The sequence below is a fragment of the Actinomadura luzonensis genome (assembly GCF_022664455.2).
GTDB classification, from domain to species: Bacteria; Actinomycetota; Actinomycetes; order Streptosporangiales; family Streptosporangiaceae; genus Nonomuraea; species Nonomuraea luzonensis.
On sequence record NZ_JAKRKC020000003.1, the window covers coordinates 944,888 to 971,483 of the forward strand.

Annotated in this window: 22 protein-coding genes and 1 pseudogene; 15 read left to right on the forward strand and 8 right to left on the reverse strand. The window is 71.3% G+C overall.

Features of this window, described 5'->3' with window-relative positions; translation table 11 throughout:
• Nucleotides 1-54 precede the first annotated feature (54 nt).
• On the forward strand, nt 55-1,005 hold the full coding sequence (locus tag MF672_RS49425) for a Gfo/Idh/MocA family protein (RefSeq protein ID WP_242373000.1): 951 nt from the start codon (nt 55-57) through the stop codon (nt 1,003-1,005).
• Nucleotides 1,006-1,045: 40 nt separating this feature from the next.
• A complete protein-coding gene (locus MF672_RS49430; RefSeq protein WP_242373001.1) occupies nt 1,046-2,152 on the forward strand; it encodes a zinc-binding dehydrogenase in 1,107 nt (368 codons plus the stop codon).
• A 9-nt stretch (nt 2,153-2,161) separates the two neighbouring features.
• Here the strand turns inward: MF672_RS49430 and MF672_RS52380 are convergent.
• From MF672_RS52380 to MF672_RS49440, 3 genes and pseudogenes are all read right to left on the reverse strand, one after another.
• Nucleotides 2,162-3,406, reverse strand: a pseudogene (locus tag MF672_RS52380) (MGH1-like glycoside hydrolase domain-containing protein); the annotation flags it as partial.
• Entirely contained in the window at nt 3,337-4,122 is a 786-nt protein-coding gene (locus MF672_RS49435; protein WP_242373002.1) for a sugar phosphate isomerase/epimerase family protein, read from the reverse strand. The gene MF672_RS49435 and the pseudogene MF672_RS52380, both read right to left, overlap by 70 nt.
• A gap of 2 nt (nt 4,123-4,124) precedes the next feature.
• Nucleotides 4,125-5,153, reverse strand: a complete 1,029-nt coding sequence (locus MF672_RS49440) for a zinc-binding dehydrogenase (protein WP_242373003.1) — start codon at nt 5,151-5,153, stop codon at nt 4,125-4,127.
• 284 nt (nt 5,154-5,437) lie between these two features.
• Here MF672_RS49440 and MF672_RS49445 point away from each other — a divergent pair, with 284 nt between their 5' ends.
• From MF672_RS49445 to MF672_RS49460, 4 genes are read left to right on the forward strand one after another with little or no spacing between them, the layout of a single operon-like run.
• The gene (locus tag MF672_RS49445) at nt 5,438-6,817 is read left to right on the forward strand and encodes an ABC transporter substrate-binding protein (RefSeq protein WP_242373004.1); all 1,380 of its coding nucleotides are present in this window, start codon (nt 5,438-5,440) and stop codon (nt 6,815-6,817) included.
• Nucleotides 6,814-7,734: a carbohydrate ABC transporter permease gene (locus tag MF672_RS49450; protein WP_242373005.1), complete on the forward strand. Its 921-nt coding sequence runs from the start codon at nt 6,814-6,816 to the stop codon at nt 7,732-7,734. Before MF672_RS49445 ends, MF672_RS49450 begins: the two co-directional genes overlap by 4 nt.
• Entirely contained in the window at nt 7,721-8,566 is an 846-nt protein-coding gene (locus tag MF672_RS49455) for a carbohydrate ABC transporter permease (RefSeq protein ID WP_242373006.1), read from the forward strand. Before MF672_RS49450 ends, MF672_RS49455 begins: the two co-directional genes overlap by 14 nt.
• Before the next feature lie 5 nt (nt 8,567-8,571).
• Nucleotides 8,572-9,723: an ROK family transcriptional regulator gene (locus MF672_RS49460; RefSeq protein ID WP_242373007.1), complete on the forward strand. Its 1,152-nt coding sequence runs from the start codon at nt 8,572-8,574 to the stop codon at nt 9,721-9,723.
• Here MF672_RS49460 and MF672_RS49465 read toward each other — a convergent pair.
• Nucleotides 9,720-10,466 (reverse strand): helical backbone metal receptor, encoded by a 747-nt coding sequence (locus tag MF672_RS49465; protein ID WP_242373008.1) that lies wholly within the window; start codon nt 10,464-10,466, stop codon nt 9,720-9,722. The two genes, MF672_RS49460 and MF672_RS49465, sit on opposite strands and share 4 nt — an antisense overlap.
• 76 nt (nt 10,467-10,542) lie before the next feature.
• Between MF672_RS49465 and MF672_RS49470 the strand changes: the two genes are divergently transcribed.
• Nucleotides 10,543-11,346, forward strand: a complete 804-nt coding sequence (locus tag MF672_RS49470) for an SAM-dependent methyltransferase (protein WP_242373009.1) — start codon at nt 10,543-10,545, stop codon at nt 11,344-11,346.
• Between the two features lie 3 nt (nt 11,347-11,349).
• Nucleotides 11,350-12,243: a TIGR03619 family F420-dependent LLM class oxidoreductase gene (locus MF672_RS49475; protein ID WP_242373010.1), complete on the forward strand. Its 894-nt coding sequence runs from the start codon at nt 11,350-11,352 to the stop codon at nt 12,241-12,243.
• 25 nt (nt 12,244-12,268) lie between these two features.
• Here MF672_RS49475 and tpx read toward each other — a convergent pair whose 3' ends face one another.
• Together tpx and icmF are read right to left on the reverse strand one after the other, a co-directional pair.
• A complete protein-coding gene (gene tpx, locus MF672_RS49480; protein WP_242373011.1) occupies nt 12,269-12,769 on the reverse strand; it encodes a thiol peroxidase in 501 nt (166 codons plus the stop codon).
• Between the two features lie 52 nt (nt 12,770-12,821).
• Nucleotides 12,822-16,019: a fused isobutyryl-CoA mutase/GTPase IcmF gene (gene icmF, locus MF672_RS49485; RefSeq protein WP_242373012.1), complete on the reverse strand. Its 3,198-nt coding sequence runs from the start codon at nt 16,017-16,019 to the stop codon at nt 12,822-12,824.
• A gap of 103 nt (nt 16,020-16,122) precedes the next feature.
• Between icmF and MF672_RS49490 the strand changes: the two genes are divergently transcribed.
• A complete protein-coding gene (locus MF672_RS49490; RefSeq protein ID WP_242373013.1) occupies nt 16,123-17,175 on the forward strand; it encodes a glucose 1-dehydrogenase in 1,053 nt (350 codons plus the stop codon).
• 47 nt (nt 17,176-17,222) lie between these two features.
• Here the strand turns inward: MF672_RS49490 and MF672_RS49495 are convergent, their stop codons facing one another.
• Together MF672_RS49495 and MF672_RS49500 are read right to left on the reverse strand one after the other, a co-directional pair.
• Nucleotides 17,223-18,221, reverse strand: coding sequence for a CHAP domain-containing protein (locus MF672_RS49495; protein WP_308210691.1), 999 nt, complete (start codon nt 18,219-18,221; stop codon nt 17,223-17,225).
• 127 nt (nt 18,222-18,348) lie between these two features.
• Nucleotides 18,349-19,119: a PP2C family protein-serine/threonine phosphatase gene (locus tag MF672_RS49500; RefSeq protein ID WP_242373016.1), complete on the reverse strand. Its 771-nt coding sequence runs from the start codon at nt 19,117-19,119 to the stop codon at nt 18,349-18,351.
• 76 nt (nt 19,120-19,195) lie between these two features.
• Here MF672_RS49500 and MF672_RS49505 point away from each other — a divergent pair, with 76 nt between their 5' ends.
• The 6 genes from MF672_RS49505 to MF672_RS49530 all read left to right on the forward strand — a co-directional run bounded on the left by MF672_RS49505 (nt 19,196) and on the right by MF672_RS49530 (nt 26,546).
• On the forward strand, nt 19,196-21,010 hold the full coding sequence (locus MF672_RS49505) for an N-6 DNA methylase (RefSeq protein WP_242373017.1): 1,815 nt from the start codon (nt 19,196-19,198) through the stop codon (nt 21,008-21,010).
• Nucleotides 21,011-21,085: 75 nt separating this feature from the next.
• The gene (locus tag MF672_RS49510; RefSeq protein WP_242373018.1) at nt 21,086-21,976 is read left to right on the forward strand and encodes a serine/threonine-protein kinase; all 891 of its coding nucleotides are present in this window, start codon (nt 21,086-21,088) and stop codon (nt 21,974-21,976) included.
• 160 nt (nt 21,977-22,136) lie between these two features.
• Nucleotides 22,137-23,429: an ABC transporter substrate-binding protein gene (locus MF672_RS49515; protein ID WP_242373019.1), complete on the forward strand. Its 1,293-nt coding sequence runs from the start codon at nt 22,137-22,139 to the stop codon at nt 23,427-23,429.
• The gene (locus tag MF672_RS49520) at nt 23,426-24,388 is read left to right on the forward strand and encodes a carbohydrate ABC transporter permease (RefSeq protein ID WP_242373020.1); all 963 of its coding nucleotides are present in this window, start codon (nt 23,426-23,428) and stop codon (nt 24,386-24,388) included. The genes MF672_RS49515 and MF672_RS49520 overlap by 4 nt, the downstream gene beginning before the upstream one ends.
• Nucleotides 24,385-25,188: a carbohydrate ABC transporter permease gene (locus MF672_RS49525; protein WP_242373021.1), complete on the forward strand. Its 804-nt coding sequence runs from the start codon at nt 24,385-24,387 to the stop codon at nt 25,186-25,188. Before MF672_RS49520 ends, MF672_RS49525 begins: the two co-directional genes overlap by 4 nt.
• On the forward strand, nt 25,185-26,546 hold the full coding sequence (locus tag MF672_RS49530; RefSeq protein WP_242373023.1) for a GH1 family beta-glucosidase: 1,362 nt from the start codon (nt 25,185-25,187) through the stop codon (nt 26,544-26,546). Before MF672_RS49525 ends, MF672_RS49530 begins: the two co-directional genes overlap by 4 nt.
• The last annotated feature ends 50 nt before the right edge of the window (nt 26,547-26,596 follow it).

A 26,596-nucleotide genomic window follows, 5' to 3' on the forward strand; every position in this document is an offset into this window, starting at 1 on the left:
TGTGCTTTCGAACATGTTTGTTTGGTAGCAACTAGATGTGGCATATGGGGGGTTGTGTCCCCACTGACCCGAGTCGGCATCGTAGGTGCCGGAAATGTCGCCGCACGTCATGCAGACGTCCTGTCCGGATTCCCCGACGTCCAGATCGCCGGGATCGCCGACACGGACCTGTCCAAGGCCGAGTCCCTGGCCGCCAAGCACGGCTCCCCCGCCTATGGCAGCCACGCGGATCTGCTCAGCGCCGGCGGTCTCGACGCCGTCTACGTCTGTGTGCCTCCTTTCGCGCACGGTAGCGCCGAGCTGGACGTCCTGTCGTGCGATCTGCCGCTTTTCGTGGAAAAACCCCTGTCTCTGGACCTCGAAACCGCCGAATCCATCGCGACCGAAATAGAGCGGAGATCCCTCCCGTCCGCCGTCGGCCACCACTGGCGCTACCTCGGCATCCTCGACCAGGCGAGGGAGCTCCTGGAGGGCCGCCCGGTGCGGCTCGCGCTCGGCCACTGGCTGGACAAGGTGCCGCCGGTCGCCTGGTGGCTGCGCCAGGACAGGTCCGGCGGCCAGATCGTCGAGCAGGCCGTGCACGTCCTGGACCTGGCCCGCGTGCTGGTCGGCGAGGTCGCCATGGTGCACGCGGTGCCGGCGGAGAACACCGCCGAGGGGGAGGTGGACCGGGCGACGGCCGCCGTCATGCGCTTCGCGGGCGGCGCGGCCGGGCTGCTCGCCACCTCCTGCCTGCTCAGCCAGAAGCACCGGGTGGGGCTGGAGGTCTGCGCCGAGGGCATCGCGCTGGAGCTCACCGAGACCCGCCTGCTGGTGGACGGGGAGCGCGTGATCGAGGACGACGGGCGCGCCAAGACCCGCGTGGACCGGGAGTTCATCGACGCCGTGCAGGGCAAGGACGCGGACGTGCGCTCGACGTACCGTGAAGCCCTGCGGACCCACCGCCTGGCGCTCGCCCTCGCCCGGTCCGCCGCCGAACGGAGGCCGGTGATGCTGGATGAGTAGGCCGCATATGGCGACCGAGCCCGCCGCGCGGAGCGCGGCCATGAGTAGCGTGCTGAACATCGAGGCGCCTGGGAAGGTGTCCCTGGTCGAGGAGGAGCTGCCGGAGCTTCCCGACGGCGGGTTCACGGTGGAGACGACGCACAGCGGCGTCTCGGCGGGCACCGAGCTGACCTACGTCAAGGGCGACAACCCCTACCTGAACGCCACCTTCGACCGCGAGCTGGGCCTGTTCGTGCCCGGCGAGCCGTCCATCGAGTACCCGGTGCGCGGCATCGGCTACATGCAGGTCGGCCGGGTCGTCGAGACGCGCACCAAGGCCGTGCGCGAGGGCGCGCTGGTCGCCATGTGCTACGGCCACCGCACCGCCTACGTGGCCGACCCGCTCGCCGACCGCTTCGTCGAGCTGCCCGCCGACCTCGACCCGCTGCTCGGCATCTACGTCGCCCACATGGGCCCGATCTGCGCCAACGGCCTGCTGCACGCCGCCCACGACCTGCACGGCCCGGCCGTGCAGCAGCTCGGCGACGGCGTGCGCGGCCGGCGCGTGGTGGTCGTCGGCGCGGGCGTCGTCGGCCTGCTGGTCGCCTGCTTCGCGATGCACGGCGGCGCGGCCGAGGTCGTCGTCGTGGACGAGACCCCGGCCCGGCTGGAGGTCGCCGCCGCGCTCGGCGCGAACGTCCTGGCGGCCGTGGACGACGACCCGGCGGTGACGCTGAAGCGGCGCTGGCGGCACGCCGCCCAGGACCGCGGCGCGGACGTGGTGTTCCAGTGCCGCGGCCGGACCCGCGCGCTGGCCCTCGGCCTGCGCCTGCTGCGCCCGCAGGGCACGCTGGTGGACCTCGCGTTCTACACCGAGGGCGCCGAGGCGGTGCGGCTCGGCGAGGAGTTCCACCACAACGGCCTGTCGGTGCGCTGCGCCCAGATCGGCCGGGTGCCGCGCGGGCTGGCGCACGCCTGGGACCGCGAGCGGCTGTCGTTCGAGACGATCGGCCTGCTCAGGGAGTACGGCCCCCTGCTACGCCGGCACGTGATCACCGACGTGGCCGGCTTCCACGACGGCCCCCAGTTGCTCATGGACCTCGCCGCCCGGCGCCGTCAGAGCATCCAGGCCGTGCTCTGCGACGACGTCGAGCAGGAGCGCGGCTGACCAGCTGAAGTCCGAGCAGCCGTGGCCGCGCAGCGTGAACGGGTCGAAGTACTCGCGGAACCCCGACCGGGACACCGCGCGCACGATCCCGTCGGCGAGCGGCCCGGCGAGGTCGGGGCGGCGTTCCTTGAGCCCCTGCCAGACCAGCCAGGTCAGGTTGACCCAGCTCGGCCCGCGCCAGTAGCGCACCGGGTCGAACTCGGGCGCGTCCGGCGAGAAGCTGGGCAGCACGCCGTCCTTGAGAGCGAAGCGGTCCAGGGCGGTGGTGATGAGGGCGTCGGCGACCTCGTCCGGCAGGCCCGGCAGCAGGAGCGGGGTCAGGCCGGCCGCGCTCGCCGAGGCCACCGTGCCGCCGGCGACCAGGTCGCGGGGCTGGAAGAGGGCGCCGTCCCACAGGTGCTCGACCATGGCGGCAGTGACGGCGGCGGCCTCGCGCTCGTGCGGCGCGGGGTCGAGGCCGAGCGCTCCGGCGATCCGCGCGAGCGCGTGCTCGGCCGCGCCGTAGGCGGCGTTGAACAACGGGTCCTCGATGTGGAACGCGCCAGGCCGACGGTAGCCGGAGTCGCGGTAGGCCCTGGCGAGCGCGACGTAACGCTCGTAGTCGCGGTCGGTGGGCCGCTCGTCGGCGTTGACGGTGTCGAGGTCGCGCCGGACGAACCCGGCGGGCCGGTCCTGCACGGCCCGCAGCGGCCGGTCCCAGGCCGGGCTGTTGTCCATGCCCGACTCCCAGGGGTGCACGATCGAGATCAGGCCCTCGGGCGAGCGCCGGGCCGTGCGCAAGAACTCCTGCTGGGCCACGAGCCGGGGGTAGATCCGGCCCAGGAACGCCGGGTCGGGCTCGGCCAGGTGCGCCTTCCACGCGGCCAGCGCGTGCACCGGCGGCTGCACGATGCCCGAGGTGGCGCTGCCGGAGGGGGCGCGCACCTGCCAGAACTCGGGGCCGGGGAAGTAGGCGCCCTCCGGCACCCGGGGGTTGAACACGATGTGCGGCACCCGCCCGTCGCGCCACTGCGCGCCGAACAGGCTGGCCAGCTCGGAGCGGGCGCGGCGCGGTGACCAGCGGGCGTGCCCGATCGCGATGAACGCGGAGTCCCAGCTCCACTGATGGGGGTAGAGCCGGCGGGAGGGGACCGTGTAGCTGCCGTCCCAGTTCGCCACCAGGACGCGCACGGCGTCGCGGAGGATCATAGGTACTTCCTGACGAAGGCCGCGGTCTGGGGGAGGACGATCTCGGGCTCGCCGCGCAGGCGGCATTCGAGGGCGAGGTAGCCGTCGTAGCCGTGGGCGTCGAGCGTGGCCAGCTGGGCGCCCCAGTCGAGGTGGCCGGTGCCGGGCTGGTTCCTGTTGGACTCGCTGATCTGCATGTGCGCGAGGTAGGGGGCGGCCTCGGCCAGCGCGCGGCAGGGGTCGTCCTCCTCGATGTTCATGTGGTAGGTGTCGCCGACGATCCTGACGGAGTCCATGGCGCAGTAGGAGACGGCGTCGGCGAGGGTGTTGACCATGTGGTTCTCGTACCGGTTGAGCGGTTCGAGCATGATCAGCACGCCGTTGCGCTGGGCGTGCTCGCCGAGCACGGCGAGCGCCTCGGTGAGCACCTCGCGGTCCTCCTCGGCGCTGCGCGGCGGCGTGAACGGCGGCAGCCGCAGGGAGAACTGGCCCCAGGAGGCGGGCGTCATGACGCCGATGCCGCCGAGCTCGCCGATGACGGACAGCTGCGACCGGAGCTGCTGGATGGCGTCCTTGCGCTTGGCCGGGTCGAAGTCGCCGATGAAGTGCGGCATGTCCACGCAGACCGTCGGCATGACGACGCCGTCGGCCAGCGCCCGCTTGAGCTCGGTCAGGCGGCCGGCGAAGTGGAAATCGCCCTTGCCGCGCAGCTCGATGGCGTCGAACCCGGCGTCGACGGCGAACGCGAACTTCTCCTGCAGCGAGCGGCCGGGCAAGAGCTGCTCCTGGACGGCGAGCTTCACAGTCACTCCTCGAATTGGAAGACGAGCTGGAGCACCTCGGATTGGTGCTTGTCGAGCAGGTCGAAGGCCTCGGCCGCCCGCTCGACGGGGACGACGTGGGTGATGAGCTCGGCGACCTCGACCTCGCCCCGGTGCACGAGCTCCATGAACGTGCGCTGCAGGCGTTCGACGTCCCAGCGGTGGGAGAGCCAGGAGGCGACCCCGCCGATCTGTGAGGAGACGAGCTGGACCTGGTTGTGGTGGAACTCCTCGCCCAGCCGCAGGCCGACGCCGTCGCCCTGGTAGAAGCCGGCGGCCACGACCCGGCCGCCCTTGCGGACGGTGCGGATGGCCTCGTGCAGGCCGAGGTGGGTGCCGCTGAGCTCGATGACGGTGTCGGCGCCCTCGACGCGCTTGCGCATGAACTCGGCGACCGAGCCGGCGGCGACGTCGAACGTCTCGGCCGCGCCGAACCTCCTGGCCAGCTCCAGCCGGTCGGCGATGGCGTCGGCGGCGACGACGCGGGCGCCGCTGAGCACGGCGAGGCGGGTGGCGAGCAGGCCGATGACGCCCTGCCCGAAGACGGCGATCTGGTCGCCGAGGTGGATGTCGGCGGCGTGGACGGCGTTGAGCGCGATGGCGCCCACGCGGGCGAAGACGCCGCCGAGCGGGTCGGAGCCGGGCGGCAGCACGTGCCCGACCAGCTTGTCGGCCGGCAGGACCGCTTCGGCCCGGTGGCCCCAGATGCCCCAGACGAGGCTGCCGACGGGCGGGTCGGCGACGTCGGGCGCCGCCTCCACCACCTCGCCGACCTCCTGGTAGCCCCAGCCGGTCAGCGGGTAGGCGTGCGTGCGGCCCTCGACGAAGAGGCGGCGCTCGGTGTCCCACTTGCGGTTGAGGTAGGGGTTGGTTCCGCGGTAGGCGGTGAGCTCGGTGCCGGCCGAGACGCCTGAGTAGATCGTTCTGATCCGGACCGAGCCCGGGACGATCGGGGCGGGAGATTCCAGGCCGACGCGGACATGGCCCGGCTCCTCGAAGGTGATGACGCGCATTCCCCACACTTACGCTTAATGATCAAACAGAAGTCGAAGATTTATTGGTTCTTTGCACACGATAGTTGCGCCCGTAACCGTCTTAAGTCTACGGCTTGCGGTGGATGCAACGGATGCAATTGGGGTTTCTGACCGCGTGTCTTGTGGAAAGCGACCTTACCGATATTGCGGGGTCCCTGGGGCGGCACGGGGAGAGTACAGACCGGTCTCGGTATCGCACACCGGACGTTGCGGCAACTGCTCCCGGGGTAAGGGCGGCATATCCCCAACCGGAGGTGCGTGCTATGCCGAAGAAGGTTACCGCCGTCCTCTCCGTCGCACTGCTGGCCACCGCCACGCTGACGGCCTGCGGCGACGACGGCGGCGGCGGCGCCCAGCAGGGCGCGGCCAACAAGATCACCGTGTGGACCGAGGAGAACCTCGAGGACCGCATGGCGGTGCAGAAGCAGATCGCCGCCGAGTTCACCCGGAAGACCGGCATCCAGGTCGAGCTGGTCGGCGTAGCCGAGGACCAGTTCAGCCAGACCATCACCGCCGCGGCCGCGGCGGGCGACCTGCCCGACGTCATCGGGGCGCTGCCCCTCGCCTCGGTCCGCGAGCTGGAGGCCAACGACCTGCTCGACACCGAGACGCCGGGCAAGGTCGTCGACCAGCTCGGCCGCGACTCCTTCTCCCCCCGGGCGCTGGAGCTCGACACCGCGGACGGCAAGCTGCTCGGCGTGCCGAGCGACGGGTGGGCGCAGCTCATCCTCTACCGCAAGGACCTGTTCGAGAAGGCCGGGCTGCAACCGCCGGACACCTACGAGGCGCTGCAGGCCGCCGCGCAGAAACTGAACACCGGCGGCACGGCGGGCATCACGCTCGCCATCGCGCCGAAGGATTCGTTCACGGCGCAGAGTTTCGAGCACGTGGCACTGGCCGACGGCTGCCAACTGGTCGACAATTCAGGAAATGTCGTTCTTAATTCTCCGCAATGCGTCAAAGCATTCGAGTTCTATGCAAACCTGGCCAAGAACTACTCGGTCAAGGGCAAGCAGGACGTCGACACCACCCGGGCGACCTACTTCTCCGGCAAGGCGGCGATGATGATCTGGTCGTCGTTCATCCTGGACGAGCTGGCCGGCCTGCGTAAGGACGCGATGCCGAGCTGCCCCGAGTGCCGTGAGGACCCCGAGTGGCTGGCCAAGAACACCGGCGTCGTGACCGCGCTCAAGGGCCCCGACGCGAGCGCCCCCGCCCAGTACGGCGAGATCGTCTCCTGGGTGGTCACCCGCGACGCGGCCAAGGACCCGGCGGCCAAGTTCGTCGCGTACCTGATGAACGAGGGCTACCCGCGCTGGCTCGGCATGGCCCCCGAGGGCAAGTTCCCCACCAGGACCACCTTCGCCGACCAGTGGGACAAGCTGCCCGCCGGCGTCGACACCAAGAAGCCGCTGTCGGAGATCTACCCGGCCGACCTGCTCACCGCGCTGCGCAAGAGCCCCGACACCTTCGCCCGCTGGGGCATCCCGCAGGGCCAGGGCAAGCTCGTCGGCGCCACCATGGGCGAGCTGCCGGTGCCCAAGGCGCTCAGCTCGCTCGTGGACGGCTCGGCCACCGCGCAGGCCGCCGCCGCCCAGGCCAAGACCGACGTCGAGTCGATCAAGCGCGGGATCCGGCAGTGAGCAGACCCCTCACGCTGCGAAGACAGGAGGGCCGGGCGGGGCTGGCGCTGATCTCGCCGACGCTGGTCATCACGCTGGTCGTGGTGGTGCTGCCGCTGCTGTGGGCGATCATGCTGGCGTTCCAGGACGCCCGCCTGATCAACATCCGGCGCGCCGGCGTCTTCGGCCACTACACGCTGGAGAACTTCTCCTACGTCGTCTCCGAGCCCGGCTTCTGGTCGTCGCTGGTCAACACGCTCGTCTACACGGTGTTCGGCACCGGGCTGTCCATCGTGATCGGGCTGGTGGCGGCACTGGCGCTGCGCGACCGGTTCCGGGGGCGGACGCTGGTGCGGGCCTCGATCCTCATCCCGTACGTGGCCCCGGTGGTGGCGGTGGCGTTCCTGTGGGAGACGATGCTCAACCCGCAGTACGGCATCGTCAACACCTGGCTGAAGGAGCCGATCGCCTTCCTCACCCAGGCCAAGGGCGAGTTCCTGGGCATGCAGGTGCCGGTGGCGCTGCTCACGGTGATCGCGTTCGAGGCGTGGCGGTACTTCCCGTTCGCGTTCCTGTTCATCCTGGCCCGGCTCCAGGCCCTGCCGGGCGAGCTGGACGAGGCCGCCGTGGTGGACGGGGCCACGCCGACCCAGCGCTTCCGGTACGTGATCATGCCGCAGCTCTGGCGGACGATCGCGCTGCTGTCGGTGCTGCGGTTCGTGTTCACCTTCACCAAGTTCGACGACGTCTACCTGCTGACCGGCGGCGGGGCCGGCACCGAGGTGGTCAGCGTGCGGGTCTACAACTTCCTGACCTCGCGCGACGACATCGGGGCCTCGGCCGCCCAGGCGATCGTCCTGGCCGTGTTCCTCGTCGTGTTCCTGGTCCTCTACCTGCGCTTCTTCTCCGGAGCGGGAGGTGACCGTGAGCAGAGATAGGTTCGAGCGCGGGCTGCTGCGGGTGCTGCGGCCGGTGGTGATCCTGGTGCTCTTCCTGGCCACCGCGTTCCCGTTCCTCTACATGGTGATGCTGTCGGTGCGCGACATCCAGGAGCTCATCCTGGAGCCCGGGTCGTTGTGGCCGAACAGCTTCACCCTCGACACCTACGTCAACGTCCTGACCCGGCAGGGCTTCCTGACGTTCATGCGCAACAGCGCGGTCGTGGCCGTCGCGTCGGTGGCGTTCACGCTGCTGATCTCGATCCCGGGCGCGTACGCGGTGGCGCGGCTGCGCTTCTTCGGGCGGCGGCAGGTGCACTTCCTGTTCCTCGCGGTGTACCTGTTCCCGGCGATCGTGCTGGCCATCCCGCTGTTCGTGCTCTTCACGATGCTCGGGCTGCGTGGGTCGCTGATCGGACTGATCCTCGTGTATATCGCGCAAACCGTGCCCGTCACGGTATACATGCTCCGCAACTACTTCGAGACCGTGCCGCAGAGCGTGGAGGAGGCGGCCGCGATCGACGGATGCACGAGACTGTCGACCATCTGGCGCGTGGTGCTGCCGCTGTCGAAGCCCGCGCTGATGGCCACCGGCCTCTACGCCTTCATGATCGCCTGGAACGAGTTCCTGTTCGCCCTGCTCTTCCTGGTCGAGAAGCGGGAGCGCTGGACGGTCTCCCTCGGGCTGTCGCAGCTCGCGGGGAGCATCGAGATCCCGACGACGGTGCTGATGGCGGGATCGGTGGTCCTCACGCTGCCGATCGTGATCGTGTTCTTCGCCAGCGAACGCCTGCTGACCGAGGGGCTGACGGCAGGAGCAGAGAAGGGATAGCGAGCATGCTGACGGCAGGGCAGATCCTCCAGCTCATCCGGAACGGCACCTGCCGGACGCGCAAGGAACTCATCGAGTACACCGGCCTGTCCCGTTCGACGATCACCGACCGGGTCGACCGGCTCATCGACGCCGGCTACATCCACGAGTCCGGCGTCGGGGCGTCCGGGGGCGGGCGGCCGCCCTCGGTGCTCGACGTGGACGCCTCCAGGCGGCTGATGCTGGTGGCCGACCTGGGGGCCACCCACGTCCGGGCGGCGCTCACCGACCTCGCGGCCCGCCCGCTGGCCGAGGAGAGCACCGGCATGCGCATCGACCTCGGCCCCGAGGCGGTGCTGTCGTGGGTGCGCCAGGCGTTCCAGCGCTTACTCGACCGGGCGGGACGGCCGGCCGGCGAGGTCTGCGGCGTCGGTCTCGACCTGCCCGGCTCGGTCGACCACACCACCGGGCGGGTGATCCGCTCCTTCCTCATGCCCGGCTGGGACGACTACCCGGTGGGCGAGGCCGTCGGCGCCGGCTACGACGTGCCGATCCTGGTCGAGAACGACGCGAACGCGATGGGGCTCGGCGAGTGGTGGACGTCCTGGCGCGAGACCGACTCGCTGATCCTCATCAAGGTCTCGACCGGCATCGGCACCGGCATCGTGCTCGACGGCCGGATCTACCGGGGCGTGGAGGAGGCCGCGGGCAACATCGGGCACGTGCGCATCCGGGAGAGCGACGACCGGGTGTGCACCTGCGGCTCGCGCGGCTGCGTCGCCTCGCTGGCCAGCGGCCACGCCCTGGCCGCCGACCTCGGCCAGGAGACCAGCCAGGACGTGGTGCGCCTGGTGCAGGCGGGCGACCCGACCGCGATCGCGCGCACCCAGGAGGCCGGGCGCACGCTCGGCGTGGTGCTGGCCACGGCGGTCAGCCTGCTCAACCCCGGCGTGCTGGTGCTGGCCGGCGACATGGCGGAGACCCGCGAGCACTACCTGACCGGCATCAGGGAGATCGTCTACCGGCGGAGCCTGCCGTACACGACGCGGAACCTGGAGATCGTCACCTCGTCGCTGGGCGACCGGGCGGGGATCGTCGGCATGGCGGTCATCGTGATGGAGCACGTGCTCTCCCCCACCGCCGTGGACACCGCGTTGCAGGACAAGGCGGCCAGCTAGCCGAGCGCCCGCGGCAGGGCGTGCGCGGCCTCGGTCAGGGACGGGCCGTACCAGGTGAGGAGCCGGCCGCTGACCAGGGCGCAGCGCAGGCCCGGGAAGCACTCCGGGCCGTCGCCGGGCGCGAAGGCGTAGGGCTCGTCGGGCAGGACCACGAGGTCGGGCCGCCGCTCCACCAGCTCGGCCAGCGGGATCCTCGGGTAGCGCTCGGCGTGGCCGGCGTACAGGTTGTCCACGCCGAGGCGGCGCAGCACGTCGCCGGCGAAGGTGTCGCGGCCGACCACCATCCAGGGCCGCCGCCAGATGGGCACGACCGCCGTGCGGCGGCGCTCGGGCGCGGGCCGGCGCCAGGCGGCCTCGGCGGCGTCCAGCCAGGCCGGGCGGCCGGTGCGGCAGGCGCGCAGGAACATCCGCGCGAGCGAGGCGAACGCCTCGTCCAGGGTCTCGATCCTGGTCACCCACACCGCGAGGCCGGCCGCGCGGAGGGCCGCGAGGTCCTGCGGGCGGTTCTCCTCGGCGTTGGCGAGGACGACGTCCGGCCGGAGGCGGACGACGGTCTCCAGGTCGGGGTTCTTGGTGCCGCGGACGCGGGTGACGTCCAGGTCGGCGGGGTGGGAGCACCAGTCGGTCGCCCCGACCAGAGCCTCGGGGACGGTCGCCGCCACGGCCTCGGTCAGGGACGGCACCAGCGACACGATCCGCCGCACGGTGTCCGGAATTGTCACAGCCACGCCAATGTCATCCATAAAGGCTCCTTTCTGTCATCGGATATCCGTAGAATCAGGAACACTGATGATCAACTCCTGATCGGGGGTATGGCGGTTGGACCAGGAGTCCCTCGGCTTCGATCCGAACACGCCCAACGTAGCCCGGCTCTACGACTACTACCTCGGCGGCAAGGACCACTTCCCGGCCGACCGCGAGGCGGCCGAGCGCATCCTCAAGGTCGCGCCCGAGGTGCGGGCCGCGGCCCGGGCCAACCGGGCCTTCCTCGGCCGTGCCGTCCGGCACCTCGCCGAAGCCGGCATCCGGCAGTTCCTCGACGTCGGCACGGGGCTGCCGACGCAGGAGAGCGTGCACCAGGTCGCCGCCAAGGTGGCCCCCGGCTCCCAGGTGGTCTACGTGGACGTGGACCCGGTGGTGCTGGTGCACGCGCGGGCGCTGCTGTCCGGCCAGCCCGGCACGGCGGTGGTCCAGGGCGACCTGCGCAAGCCCGCCGAGATCCTCGGCCATCCCGAGGTGCTCGGGGCGATCGACTTCAGCAGGCCGGTGGGCGTGCTGCTGGTGGCGATCATGCATTTCGTGGCCGAGTCCGACCGGCCGAAGGAGATCCTCGCGACGCTGCGGGAGGCCATGGCCCCCGGCAGCTACCTGGTGCTGTCCCACGGCACCAGCGACGCGCGCCCCGAGGCCGCGAACCGCGGCACCGAGGTCTACCGGCGGGCCAACGCGCCGCTGACGCTGCGCAGCCGGAAGCGGATCCTGGAGCTGTTCGAGGGCTTCGAGCTGGAGGACCCCGGCCTGGTCTGGCTGCCCGAGTGGCATCCCGAGCCGGCCGACACCGTCGACTTCGTCGGCGCGCCCGAGTCGTCGCTGATCCTGTGCGGCGTCGCCAGGAAGGTCTGAGGCGTGGAGCTGGGCCTGGCCGTGCCGCAGTACGGCAGGTTCGCCGCGCTCGGCAGCGTGCTGGAGGTGGCGCGCGCCGCCGAGACGATGGGCTTCGCCAGCCTGTGGGCCGGTGACCGGCTCCTGACCCCGCTCGCGCCGAAGGACCGCTACCCGGGCGGCGACGGCCGCGTCCCCGAGGCCCACCGGGTGTTCCTGGACCCGTTCGCGGTGCTGTCGGTGGCCGCCTCCGCGACGACGTCGGTGCGGCTCGGCACCAGCGCGCTCAACGCCTGCTGGTACCCCCCGGCCGTGCTGGCCCGCTCCCTCACCACCCTCGACCACCTCAGCGGCGGCCGGCTGGTCGCGGGCCTCGGGCTCGGGTGGTCCTCCGACGAGTACGCCGCCGCCGGCGTGCCCTGGAAGGACCGCGCGCGGCGCTACGAGGCCACCCTCGACGCGCTGGAGGCCATCTGGGGCAGCGACCCGGTGACGTTCGAGCACGACCTGTGGACGATCGCGCCCAGCCACATCGAGCCCAAGCCGGCCCGCCGCCCGCCCGTCCACCTGGCCGGCTTCGCCGACGCGGCGCTGCGCCGGGTCGGCCGGCGCGGCGACGGCTGGCTGACCGCCGCGCTGCCGCTGCCCGCGCTGACCGCCATGTGGGCGACCGTCCGGGAGAGCGCCGAGCGGGCCGGGCGCGACCCGGACGCGCTGCGCATGGTGCTGCGCAGCAACCCGGTCGTGACCCCGGACGGCACGCCGCCGCGCGGCGGCACCGTGGCCGGGATCTGCGGCTACCTGGCCGCGGCGGCGGAGGCCGGGGTCCACGAGGTGATCCTGGACCTGCAGCACACCGCCACCGGCGACCAGCACCTGCTGGAGCTGGCCGCGGAGTTCCGCGACCGGCTCACCTGAGCGGCGCCTCGTCCGGGCGACCGGCTTACTTGAGCGCGGCGAGGGCGCCGTCGTAGTCGGGCTCCTGGGTGATCTCCGGCACCAGCTCGGAGTAGACCACCTTGTTGTCGCCGTCGAGCACGACCACCGCGCGGGCGGCCAGCCCGGCGAGCGGCCCGCTCTCCTGCGCGACCCCGTAGTCCTGGAGGAACTCGCGGCCCCGCATGAGCGACAGCGTCGTCACGTTGTCCAGCCCCTCCGCGCCGCAGAAGCGCTTCTGCGCGAACGGCAGGTCGGCCGAGATGCACAGCACCGCCACGTCCGGGTGCTCGGCGGCCACCTGGTTGAAGCGGCGCACCGAGGCCGCGCACACGCCGGTGTCGACGCTCGGGAAGATGTTGAGCACCTTGGTGGCCTGGCCGAAGTCCGCCAGCGAGCGCTCGGCGAGGTCGGCGCCCACCAGGCGGAAGGCGGGCGCGCTGTCGCCGGGCTTGGGGAAGGTGCCGCCCACGGTGATCGGGTTGCCCTTGAAGGTGACGTCGGACATGAAAGCCTCCTGGATACCGGTGTTAACCCCGACCGCCGATCCTATCGACGGCTCACACGTTGCGCCGGTACTGGCCGCCCGCCTCGAACAGGGCCTCGGTGATCTGGCCGAGCGAGCAGTGCCGGGACGCCTCCATCAGCACCTCGAAGGCGTTGTCCGCCGACATCGCCGCCTCCCGCAGCCGGGCGAGCTGCCGGGGCGCCTCCTCCCGGTTGCGCTCGTGGAAGGCGCGCAGCCGGTCGAGCTGGGAGCGCTTCTCCTCCTCGGTGCCCCGGGCCAGCTCCAGCGGGTGCGGCTCCGGCTCCTCGGAGTCCTTCCTGAAGGTGTTGACGCCGACGATCGGCAGCGAGCCGTCGTGCTTGCGCATCTCGTACAGCATGGACTCGTCCTGGATGCGGCCCCGCTGGTAGCCGGTCTCCATCGCGCCGAGCACGCCGCCGCGGTCCGACAGCCGCTCGAACTCGGCCAGCACGGCCTCCTCCACCAGGTCCGTCAGCTCCTCGACGACGAACGAGCCCTGGAGCGGGTTCTCGTTCCTGGCCAGACCCCACTCGCGGTTGATGATGAGCTGGATCGCCATCGCGCGCCGCACGGAGTCGGCCGACGGGGTCGTGACGGCCTCGTCGAAGGCGTTGGTGTGCAGGCTGTTGCAGTTGTCGTAGATCGCGATGAGGGCCTGGAGGGTGGTGCGGATGTCGTTGAAGTTCATCTCCTGGGCGTGCAGGGAGCGGCCCGAGGTCTGGACGTGGTACTTGAGCTTCTGCGAGCGCTCGCCGGCGCCGTAGCGCTCGCGCATCGCGACCGCCCAGATGCGGCGGGCCACCCGGCCGAGCACGCTGTACTCGGGGTCCATGCCGTTGGAGAAGAAGAACGACAGGTTCGGCGCGAAGTCGTCCACGTTCATGCCCCTGGCCAGGTACGCCTCCACGTAGGTGAAGCCGTTGGCGATGGTGAAGGCGAGCTGGCTGATGGGGTTCGCGCCGGCCTCGGCGATGTGGTAGCCGGAGATCGAGACCGAGTAGAAGTTGCGCACCCCGTTGCGGATGAACCACTCCTGGATGTCGGCCATCATCCGCAGCGAGAACTCGGTGGAGAAGATGCAGGTGTTCTGGCCCTGGTCCTCCTTGAGGATGTCGGCCTGGACGGTGCCGCGCACGGTGGCGAGGGTGCGGGCGGTCAGCTCGCGGTCCTCGCGCTCGTCGGGGTCGCGGCCGTGCTCGCCGCGAAAGCGCTCCCTGACCTGGTCGATCGCGGTGTTGAGGTAGAAGGCGAGGATGGTCGGGGCGGGGCCGTTGATGGTCATCGAGACCGACGTGCCGGGGGCGGTCAGGTCGAAGCCGTCGTAGAGCACCTTCATGTCGTCGAGCGTCGCGATCGAGACGCCCGACGTGCCGACCTTGCCGTAGATGTCGGGGCGCGGGTCGGGGTCGTGGCCGTAGAGGGTGACCGAGTCGAACGCCGTGGACAGGCGGGTGGCGGGCTGGCCCTCCGACAGCAGCTTGAAGCGCCGGTTGGTGCGGAACGGGTCGCCCTCGCCGGCGAACATCCGGGTCGGGTCCTCGTCGTCGCGCTTGAACGGGAACACCCCGGCGGTGAACGGGAAGGCCCCCGGCAGGTTCTCGCCGCGCAGGAAGCGCAGCAGGTCGCCGTGGTCGCTGTAGCGGGGCAGGGCGACGCGGGGGATGCGGTTGCCCGACAGCGTCTCGCGCCACAGCGGGGTGTGGATCTCCCGGTCCCGCACCTTCACCACCAGCTCGTCGGCACGGTAGCGCTCCCTGGTCGTCGGCCAGGCGTCCAGCAGCGCGCGGCTCTCCTCGCTCAGCTCGCGCTCGGCGCGGTCCTGGAGGTCGCGCAGGCGGGCGTCGTCCTCGCCCAGCAGGTCGCGGACGGCGGCGAGCTGCTGGCGGCGGCGGGCCGCCTCGGCCTGGGCCAGGGTCTCGGCGTGGTAGCCGCGCACGGTCTCGGCGATCTCGGCGAGGTAGCGGGCGCGGGCGGGCGGCACGATCGCCGCGGAGGTCTGCGAGGTGCGGCCGGCGACCTCCGGCAGCAGCCCGGGGCCGGTGTCGGGCAGCAGCAGGCCCTTGAGGTGGTGGTAGAGGGCGGTGACGCCGGCGTCGTTGTAGCGGGCGGCGATGGTGCCGAAGACCGGCATGTCCTCGGGGCGGGCGGAGAACGCCTCGCGGTTGCGGACGAGCTGGCGGCGCACGTCGCGGAGGGCGTCCTCGGCGCCGCGCCGCTCGTACTTGTTGATCACGACGGCCTCGGCGAAGTCCAGCATGTCGATCTTCTCGAGCTGGGAGGCCGCGCCGAACTCGGGCGTCATGACGTAGATCGGCACGTCCACGTGGGGGACGATGCCGGCGTCGCCCTGGCCGATGCCGGGCGTCTCGACGATCACCAGGTCGTGCCCGGCGGCGCGGCAGGCCGCGATCACGTCGTCGAGGCAGGCGGGCACCTCGTTGGGCGCGCCCCGGGTGGCGAGGGAGCGGAAGAAGGTCTGGGGGCCGAGGCTGTTCATCCTGATGCGGTCGCCGAGCAGCGCGCCGCCCCCGCGGCGGCGGGTGGGGTCGATGGCGATGATCGCGATGCGCAGCTTGTCGTCGTTGTCCACCCGGAAGCGGCGGACCAGCTCGTCGGTGAGCGAGGACTTGCCCGAGCCGCCGGTGCCGGTGATGCCGAGCACCGGCGCGCGCCGCTCCCCCGCGGCGTGCCGCAGCGCCTCGGCCAGGCCCTCGGGGGCGCGGCCCGTCTCGATGACGGTGATCGCGCGGGCCAGCGCGGCCTGGTCGCCGGCGAGCACGGCGTCGGGGGCGGGCGGGTCGCCCAGCTCGTGGTCGCAGTCCTCGATCAGCTTGTTGATCATGCCGGGCAGGCCGTAGCGCTGGCCGTCCTCGGGCGAGAAGATGCGGGTGACGCCGCGCGCGTGCAGCAGCTCGATCTCCTCGGGGACGATCACGCCCCCGCCGCCGCCGTACACCTTGACGTGCCCGGCGCCGCGCTCGCGCAGCAGCTCGACCAGGTACGTGAAGAACTCGACGTGCCCGCCCTGGTAGGAGCTGATCGCCACGCCCTGGACGTCCTCCTGGACGGCGGCGGTGACGATCTCGTCCACCGAGCGGTTGTGCCCGAGGTGGATCACCTCGGCGCCCTGCGACTGCAGGATGCGCCGCATGATGTTGATCGCCGCGTCGTGGCCGTCGAACAGGGCCGCGGCGGTCACGAAACGCACGGGGTTCACCGGGACGTGCACGCCTGATCACTCCTTCGTGAGGGCTCTCCTCCCAAGATACTAGGACGTCCTACTATTTCCCAGGGCGTACGGGGGTAGGGGTCCGGCGAGGGGGGTGACGCCGATGCGCGCACTGACGTTCGCGCCGGGCAAGAAGGGGACGCTGGAGGTCGGGGAGCTGCCCGATCCCACGCCGGGGCCGGGCGAGCTGCTGGTCGACGGGCTCGCGCTCGGGATCTGCGGGACCGACAGGGAGCTCGCCGACGCCGAGTACGGCTGGGCGCCGCCGGGCCGCGACCGCATGGTCATCGGGCACGAGTCGCTCGGGCGGGTCGTGCGGGCGCCGGACGGGTCACCGTTCTCGCCGGGCGACCTCGTGGTCGGCGTGGTCCGCCGCCCCGACCCGGTGCCGTGCGGGGCCTGCGAGCGCGGCGAGTTCGACATGTGCCGCAACGGCCAGTACACCGAGCGCGGCATCAAGGAGATCGACGGCTACGCCAGCGAGCGCTGGACCGTCGAGGCCGAGTACGCGGTGCGCCTGGACCCGTCACTGGCCGCCGTCGGCATGCTGGTCGAGCCGGCGTCCGTGGTGGCCAAGGCGTGGGAGCAGATCGAGCGGATCGGCTCGCGGTCCTACTTCGCGCCGTACAAGCTGCTGGTGACCGGCGCGGGGCCGATCGGGCTGCTGGCCGCGCTCCTCGGGCAGCAGCGCGGCATGGAGGTGCACGTGCTGGACCGCACGCCGCCCGGGCTCAAGTCCGGCCTGGTCGAGGAGCTGGGCGGGGCCTACCACTCCGACTCCTCGCTCGGGCCGCTGCACGAGATCCAGCCGGACATCATCATCGAGTGCACGGGGGCGGGGCAGCTCGTCATCGACGCCATGACCGCGACGGCGGCCAGCGGCATCGTCTGCCTGTGCGGGCTGGCCTCCGGCGGGCGGACGCACCGGGTGGACGCCGGGGTGATCAACCGGGACATCGTGCTGGAGAACGACGTCATCTTCGGCACCGTCAACGCCAACCAGCGCCACTTCAAAGCGGCGGCCGAGGCGCTGGCCAAGGCCGATCCCGGGTGGCTGGAGCGGCTGATCAGCCGGCGGGTGCCGCTGGAGCGGGCCATGGAGGCGTTCGAGCCGGTCGAGGGCGACGTCAAGGTGGTCATCGACCTGACGGCGTGACCTCCGGCGGCGGGGGCGTCCCGGGGGTCGGCGCGGGTCAGCGCGGGTCAGCGCGGGTCGTACGGCTTGCGGCGGGCGGGGGTGGCGTGCCGCGCGGCCGCCTGCCCGGAACCGGCCTTGGCACGGGGCTGATCGGTGCGGGGCTGGTCGGCGCGGGTTTGGTCGGCGCGGCCCGGGGTTGCGCCGACCCGCACGCGTTCCCGTTCCCGTTCCTGGTCCCGTTCCTGGTCCCGCTCCCGGGGGCGGGGCTGCTCGGGGATCGGCGGGGAGCCGACGCGGAGGAGCTTGTCGCGGAAGGTCTCCGGCATCGGCGCGGGCGCCCGGCTCTCCTGCTCCTCCGGCCCGCCTGGTTCGTTCCACGGCCAGGACGTGGGCCAGGGCCAGGTGAAGCGGCGGTGCACCCCGCGGCGGCGGGTGAAGCGTAAGGACAGCACGACGGTCACCAGGACCATGGCGGCCAGCAGGGCGGGCGGCGTGCCGAGGACGTCCAGCGGCGAGCCCTCGGCCGCGGAGCCCGGCGCCCGCACGAACGGCTGCTCGGTGCTGCGGATCTCGTCCAGCTTGTCGGCGTTGGCCTTGACCAGGCGCGGGACGCCGTACCCGACGACCTTGTCGGTCTCGCGGACCTTGCGCTTGAGCCAGACGCCGTCCACGTTCGCCTCGATCGTGTGGATCTTCTTGCCCTCGACGCTCTCCACGATGCCGACGTGGTCGATGCCCTTGTAGGACTTGCCGCCGCGCCAGTCGTAGAAGACCAGGGCCCCGGGCTCGGGCTGCTGCGTCCAGGCGCCCTGCTTCATGAACCAGGCGGCGTGCGAGGGGGTCCAGGCGAACTCGCCGACGTACGTGCTGAGGCCGGACCTGTCCGCCGCCCAGGCGAGGAACATGTCACACCAGGGGGCGTTGCGGAACTGGGTGTCTTGGACGCGATCGGCGTACCACTGGCCGAACTTGGTGAACTGGCCGCTCTTCTCCTTATAGCCGAGTTCCTGCCGTACCGTCTCCAGCAGCCTCTGGGCGATCGGGTCCAGGGTGACTCCTCCCAGAAAACCGACAAATCACGATGACTGTAATAGCGCCGTCGCGGGTTTGCGCGCGTCACCCGGAAAGTGTCTTGCTATGAGGTGAAATATCGGCTAAGTGAGTGGTGTGACTCTTGTGTCCGGAGTGACCTCAGGCGCCCGCGCCCACCCGGTAGACCGCGACGTCGCCCGCGCCCGGGGCCACCACGTCGGCCACGATCACGGTGACGTTGTCCGGCGAGCCGCCCTCGTTGGCCAGGTCGATGAGCCGCTGCACGGCCGCGACCGGGTCGGCCACCGTGGTCAGCACCTCGTGCAGCGTCTCCGGGCCGAGAACGGTCGTCAGCCCGTCGGAGCACAGGAGGTAGCGGTCGTCCGGCTCGGCCTCGCGCAGCGCCATGTCGGGCTCGGCCCGACCCTCGCTGCCCAGCACCCGCAGCACCATGGAACGCCGGGGGTGCACGGCGGCCTGATCCTCCGTTATCCGTCCTTCGTCCACCATCGACTGCACAAGTGTGTGATCCTTGGTCATCTGGTAGAGAGCACCATCGCGCAGCAGATATCCGCGGGAGTCACCGAGATGAGCCAGGGCGAAGCGGTAGCCGTCGAACAGCATGGCGGTCACCGTGGTCCCCATCCCCCGGCGCGCCGGGTCGATGTCCGCCAGCTCGACCAGCCGGCGGCCCGCCTCGGCGATGGCGCCCTCCAGCGCGGCCTCCAGGTCGGCGCCCGTCTCGGGAAGCGTGGCATCCAGCTCGCGCATGACCGCGATCGCGGCCGAGCTGGCCAGCTCGCCCGCCGCGTGCCCGCCCATCCCGTCGGCCACCACGAGCAAACGGCCGCTGGCATAGCCGGAGTCCTCGTTCTGCTCCCTGCGGCGGCCCACGTCTGATCCGGCGGCATAGCGGATGTTGTGCTTCATACCCAGCAGTAAATCATTGGTTGAAAGACTTCACAAGCAGATGCGCTGAAGACTCTTGTGAACTACTGTGGGCTTCATGAGCCACGACCCGACCGTCAACGCCGGGGACATCGCCCGGCTCGCCGGCGTCGGGCGTGCCGCGGTCAGCAACTGGCGCCGCCGCCACGACGACTTCCCCCAGCCCGTGGGCGGCACCGCCAACCAGCCGCTGTTCTCCCTGCGCCAGGTCGAGGACTGGCTGCGCCGCTATGGGAAGTCCTACCAGGTCTCGCTGAGAGATCGGGTGTGGCAACGCCTGAAAGCCGCGGGCGATTTGCGGCTGGGCGAGCTCGTGGCCCAGGCCGGCGCCCTCCTGACCGGCGAGAAAGCCCTTCCGCCGGACGGCGGCCTGCTGGACGACGAGCTGGCCGCGCTCGTCGCCGAGCTGGGCGAGCGGCACGAGCCGCTGACCGCGTACGAGTTCCTGTGCGAGCGCTACCTGGAGGCCCACTCGCGCCGGCTCTCCGTCACCCGCGAGGACGTCGCCGAGCTCATGGTCCGCCTGGTCCGCGCCGAGGGCGGCACCCTGCTCGACCCCGCCTGCGGCGTCGGAACGCTCCTCATCGCCCTGGACCGCACGCCGCGCCCCGGCGGCGAGGCGCCCCGCCGGCCCGCCAAGGTGCTCGGGCAGGAGCTCAGCGAGACCTCCGCCACCATCACCGCCGCCCGGCTGCGGCTGCGCGGCCTCGACGCCGAGATCGCCGCCGGCGACGCCATGCGCGCCGACGCCTTCGCCGGGCGGCGGGCCGACGCCGTCGTGTGCGACCCGCCGTTCAACGAGCGGGCCTGGGGCTACGAGGAGCTGACCGGCGACCCGCGCTGGGAGTACGGCCTGCCGCCGCGCGGCGAGCCCGAGCTGGCCTGGGTGCAGCACTGCCTCACGCACGTCAAGCCGGGCGGGCCGGTCGCCATCCTCATGCCCCCGGCCGCCGCCAGCCGCAAGGCGGGCCGCCGCATCCGGGCCAACCTGCTGCGCGCGGGCGCGCTGCGGGCGGTCGTCGCGCTGCCCGGCGCCGACCTGTGGCTGTTGCGCCGCCCCCGGCCGGGCGAGCGGCCCCCGTCCGACGTGCTGCTCCTCGACGCCACCGCCGACCTCGAGCTGGTCGAGCCGGCCTGGCAGGCGTACCTGGAGGACCGTTCCGACCAGACCGTGCGCATCATCGACCTGCTGGCCGACGAGGTCGACATGACCCCGGCCCGCCACCAGCGCCACGACGACGTGGGCCGCGCCTTCCGCGAGGTCCGCGACCGCTTCCTCGCCGCCACCGCGGTGCCGCCCGACCTCAAGGTCCTGGAGCAGCCGCTCGACCAGCCCGCCATCACGCTCGGCGACCTCATCAAGGAGGGCCTGGTCACCATGGTGCAGGCGCCGCCGAAGATGGTCGCCGACGGCGGCGACGTGCCCGTGCTCACCGCCGACGACGTGCTCAACGGCGCCCCGCCCTCCGGGGCGGCGGTCATGCAGCAGGGCCTGGTCGTGATCCGGCCCGGCGACGTCGTCGCGTCCTACTCCAGCGTGCGGGTGATCGCCGACGGCGGCGCGGTGCTCGGGCCGCACCTGACCCTCTACCGGGTCGACACCCGGCGGCTCGACCCCGACTTCCTGGCCGGCTACCTGCGGGCCGCCGGCGGGCGGGCGACGACCGGCTCCAGCCGGTTCGACGTGCGGCGCACCCGGCTGCCGCGGCTGCCCCTCAAGGAGCAGAAGGCGTACGGGGAGGCCTTCCGCCAGCTCGCCGTCATGGAGGACGCCCTCCGGGAGGCGTCCACGCTCGGGCACACCCTCATCCGCCTCGGCCTCGACGGCCTCGCCGACGGCCACCTGCACCCCGCCCACGGCCTCACCCCATGACCCGAGCTCCGTCGCCCGACTCCCTCGCCTGCCTGACGGTGTAGTTTGGCCGGGAAAGGCGGCAGGGAGGGGCGGATGGTCATCGGAGACCGGTATGTGCTCGACGACCTCCCGCTGGGCACGGGTGGCATGGGCGCGGTCTACGCCGGCCACGACCGACACCTCGACCGCCGCGTCGCGGTGAAGCTGCTGCGCCTGCCGAGCGGCCCCGACCACGAGCTGGAGCGCCGCTTCATCCGCGAGGCCCGCATCCTGGCCCGGCTGGAGCACCCGGGCGCGCCGGTCCTGTACGACTTCGGCACCCACGAGCAGCGCCTCTACCAGGTGATGCAGTTCATCGAGGGCGTCACCGTGGCCGACGTGGTGAGCGAGCACGGCCCGCTGCCGGTGCCGTGGGCGGCGGCCATCGCGGCCCAGGCGTGCGCGGTGCTGTCGGCGGCGCACGCCCTCGCGATCTGCCACCGCGACCTGAAGCCGACCAACCTCATGCTCTGCCCGGACGGCAGCGTCAAGGTCCTGGACTTCGGCCTCGCCCTGCTGCGGGACGCGGACGTGACCACGTTCACCAGGATCGGCCAGATCCTCGGCACGCCGGCGTACATGGCGCCCGAGCAGATCCAGCACGGCGTCGCCGAGCCGCGCAGCGACCTGTACGCGCTGGGCTGCGTCCTGCACGAGATGCTGACCGGCCGCCAGCTCTTCACCGGCCCCACCGACTACGTGGTCTTCGAGAAGCAGGTCAAGGAGCGGCCCCCGGCCGTGCCCGGCATCCCCGACGAGCTGGGCGAGCTGCTGTCGCAGCTGCTGGAGAAGCAGCCGGAGGACCGGCCCGCCGACGCGAACGAGCTCTACGAGCGGCTCGACCCGTTCGCGGTCGGCCTGCCGCCGCTGCCCGGCTTCCTGGCCCCGGCGCCGAGCCCAGGCCGCATGTACGCGCGCATGACCGGCCGCGTCCTCGGCGGCTGACCCGTCCCGTCCCGCCGTTCCTCCCCTCGGCAAGAACGCGCTCTCTCACATAACAGGGATCGTTATTCAATCCCCCGTTGACAGCAGCGGTCGAGCGCCACGACTCTCTTGAGAGAGCGCTCTCTCACTGTCCCCCCATGCACAACTCAGGAGGGTTTCCATGACCCCTCGAACGCGTCTCGCCGCCCCCCTGCTCGCCGCGGCCCTGCTCACGGCCGCGTGCGGCGGCGGAGGCGGGAGCACCGCCGCTCCGGCGAGCGACGCGGCCAAGCCGGGAGAGAAGATCAAGCTGACCGTCGGCCTGTTCGGCGACTTCGGCTTCAAGCCGCTCTACGAGGAATACAAGAAGACCCACCCGAACATCGAGATCGTCGAGAACGTCACCCAGTTCAACGACCACCACAGCAACCTGGTCAAGCGGCTGGCCACGAACGCCGGCGCGGGGGACGTCGAAGCGGTCGAGGTGGGCTACATCAGCACGTTCACCGCCCAGCCGAACAAGTTCGTCGACCTCAAGCAGTACGGCCTCGACAAGCGCCAGTCCGACTACCTCGACTGGAAGTGGCAGCAGGGCCTCAGCAAGGACGGCGGCCGGCTCCTCGGCCTCGGCACCGACGTCGGCGGCCTGGCCATGTGCTACCGCAAGGACCTGTTCAAGAAGGCCGGCCTGCCCACCGGCCGCGCCGAGGTCGCGGCGCTGTGGCCGACGTGGGAGCAGTACATCGACACCGGCAAGAAGTTCGCCGCCGCGAACGTGGCCGGCGCGAAGTTCACCGACTCCCCCGGCGAGATCTTCCGCGCCATGGTCAACCAGGCCCCGGTCGGCCTGTACGACGCCCAGGACAACATCATCGTCGGCTCCAACCCCGACGTGAAGAAGGCCTGGGACCTGTCCAACCGGCTCACCCAGGAGGGCCTGACCGCCAAGCTCGCCGCCTTCTCCCCGCCGTGGAACACCGGCTTCGCCAAGGGCTCGTTCGCCACGATCATCTGCCCCGCCTGGATGACCGGCTTCATCCAGGAGCAGGCCAAGGACGCGACCGGCAAGTGGGACATCGCTACCGTGCCGGGCGGCTCGGGCAACAGCGGCGGCTCCCACCTGATGGTGCCCAAGCAGAGCAAGCACCCCAAGGAGGCGGCCGAGCTGATCGACTTCCTGACCTCCAAGGACAACCAGGCCAGGGTGTTCAAGGAGGAGGGCACCTTCCCGTCCATCCCGGCCCTGTACGACGACCCGTCGATCCAGAACTTCACCAAGCCGTTCTTCGGCGACGCCCCCATCGGCAAGATCTACTCCGAGGCCGCCAAGGCGCTCAAGCCGCAGCACCTCGGCCCGAAGGAGGCCGACGTCCGGGTCGCCATCGGCAACGGCCTCGGCCGCGTCGAGCAGGGCAAGCAGACGCCGGACGAGGCGTGGGCGCAGGTCCTCGAGGACGTCAAGAAGATCAAATGAGCGCCCTTCCCCTCGCGGTGACGCGGCGGCGCAGGCGCAGCGTGCGGCACACCCTCGACCTGAGGGTGTCGCCGTACGCCTACGTCGCGCCCTTCTTCCTGCTGTTCTGCGCCTTCGGCCTGTTCCCGCTGGTCTACACGGCCTGGGTCAGCCTGCACGAGTGGACGCTGCTGTCGGACACCCAGGAGTTCATCGGCCTCGGCAACTACGCGACGCTGCTGGCCGACCCGTACTTCTGGAACGCCACCTTCAACACGCTGTCCATCGGCGTGCTGTCCACCGTCCCTCAGCTCCTGCTCGCCATCTGGCTGGCGCACCTGCTCAACCGGCGGCTGCGCTTCCAGACGTTGTTCCGGATCTCGCTGCTGCTGCCGAACGTCACCAGCGTGGTCGCGGTCGTGGTGATCTTCAGCCAGCTCTTCGGCCGTGACTTCGGGCTGATCAACTGGGTGTTGTCGTGGTTCGGGGTGGGCACCGTCGACTGGGCGGCCGGCACCGCGACGTCGCACGTCGCCCTGTCCGTCATGATCATGTGGCGCTGGACCGGCTACAACGCGCTGATCTTCCTGGCCGCCATGCAGGCCGTGCCGCGCGAGCTGTACGAGGCCGCCACCATCGACGGCGCGAGCGGCTTCAGGCAGCTCCGCAGCATCACGATCCCGATGATCCGGCCCACGATCATCTTCGTGGTCATCGTCTCCACGATCGGCGCCATGCAGATCATCGCCGAGCCCATGCTGTTCGGGCAGAGCAGCGGCGGCGGGGGCGGCATCGCCACCGGCGGCCCCGACCGGCAGTTCCAGACCCTCGCGCTGTTCGTCTACGAGCAGGGCTTCGCCAACTCGACCTTCGACTTCGGCTACGCCTCGGCCGCGTCGTGGCTGATGTTCCTGGCCGTGGTGATCGTGGCCGGGATCAACTTCCTGATCAGCCGCCGGGTGAGAGGCGGTGTGGTGTGAGACTGCGGTACCTGACCCTGATCGCGGTGGCGTTCTTCTCGGCGTTCCCGCTCTACTACAGCGTGGTCGTCGCCTCGCGGCACAACTCGGCGCTGGCGCAGGTGCCGCCGCCGCTGCTGCCCGGCGGCAACCTCCTCGCCAACGTGGCGCGCGTCTTCGACACCGTGCCGTTCGGGCTGGCGCTGGTCAACTCGCTGATCGTGGCGGGGTCGATCTCGGTCGCGGTGATGTTCTTCTCCACGCTCGCCGGGTTCGCCTTCGCCAAGCTGAGGTTCCGCGGCCGCAACGCCATGCTGGTGATCACGGTGGCCACCATGATGGTGCCGGCGCAGCTCGGCATCATCCCGCTCTACATGCTCATGGTGAAGCTGGAGTGGACCGGCACCACGTACGCGCTGATCGTGCCGGCGCTGGTCAACGCCTTCGGCGTGTTCTTCATGACGCAGTACCTGTCGCGGGCCCTGCCCACCGAGCTGCTGGAGGCCGGGCGGGTCGACGGCTGCTCCACGTGGGGGCTGTTCTGGCACGTGGTGCTGCCCGCGGCCCGGCCGGCGGCGGCGGTGCTCGGCATGCTGACGTTCATGTCGGCCTGGAACGACTACTTCTGGCCGCTGGTCGTGCTGAACCCGGACAACCCGACGGTGCAGGTCGCCCTGTCCACGCTGGCCAGCGGATACGTCAACGACTACGTGCTGGGCCTCGCCGGAACGGCGATCGGCACGCTGCCGCTCGTCGCCGTCTTCGCCCTGTTCGGCAAGCACATCATCGGCGGAATCATGCAAGGAGCTGTTAAGGGATGATCTTTCCCGAGGACTTCGTCTGGGGCGCCGCCACGGCCTCCTACCAGATCGAGGGGGCGGTCAAGGAGGACGGGCGGGGCCAGTCGATCTGGGACACCTTCTCCCACACCCCCGGGAACGTGGCGGGCGGCGACACCGGCGACGTCGCCTGCGACCACTACCACCGCTACCGCGACGACATCGCCCTCATGCGGGAGCTGCGCCTGGCCGCCTACCGGTTCTCCGTCGCCTGGCCGCGCATCCAGCCCGACGGCGCCGGGCCGGTCAACCCGCGCGGCCTGGCCTTCTACGACCGGCTGGTGGACGAGCTGCTGGCCGCCGGCATCACGCCGTACGTCACGCTCTACCACTGGGACCTGCCCCAGGCCCTGGAGGAGCGCGGCGGCTGGGCCGCCCGCGACACCGCCCACCGCTTCGCCGACTACGCCGAGGCCGTCCACGCCCGGCTCGGCGACCGCGTCACCGACTGGGCGACGCTGAACGAGCCGTGGGTGGCGGCCTACCTCGGCTACGGCAACGGCGTGCACGCGCCCGGCCGCCGGAACCCGGCCGACGCCCTGCGCTCGGCCCACCACCTGCTGCTCGGCCACGGCCTGGCCGCCCGGCGGCTGCGCCCCGGCACCGTGATGCTCGTCGTCAACTCCTCGCCCGTGCTGACTCCGGCCCAGGTCAACGATCCGGCGGCGGTGCCCGGCGAGGCCGACGCGGCCGCCGTCGAGCGCATCCACGCGCTGCTCACCCGGCAGTTCCTGGACCCGGCGCTGTACGGGACGTACCCGCCGGAGGTGCTGGCCGCGGCCGAGCGCAACGGCGGCACCGGCCACATCCACGACGGCGACCTCGACATCATCAAGGCCCCCGTCGACCTGGTCGGCGTCAACTACTACAACCCGTGCGTCGTCGAGTCCGGCCCCGGCCTGCCCGCCGACGCCGCCTGGCCGGGCTCGGAGGACGTGCGCTTCGCCACCGCCGACGCGCCCACGACCGCGATGGGCTGGCCGATCGTGCCGGACGGCCTCTCCCGCCTGCTGGTCCGGCTCTCCCAGAACTATCCGCAGGTGGGCCTCATGGTCACGGAGAACGGCGCGGCCTTCGACGACGTCGTGGAGAACGGCCGGGTGCACGACGACGACCGGGTGGCCTACCTGGACGGGCACCTGCGCGAGGTGGGGCGGGCCATCGAGGCGGGCGCGGACCTGCGCGGCTACCTGGTGTGGTCGCTGCTGGACAACTTCGAGTGGGCCGAGGGCTACCGGCGGCGGTTCGGCATCGTCCATGTGGACTACGCGACACAGAAGCGCACACTCAAGGACAGCGCTCTCTGGTACCGCGACGTCATCTCCAGGAACGGGCTGTAGATTTCTGCACGTGCTCTCCCTTTTGGTGCAGTCATGAGACGGGTGCAGTC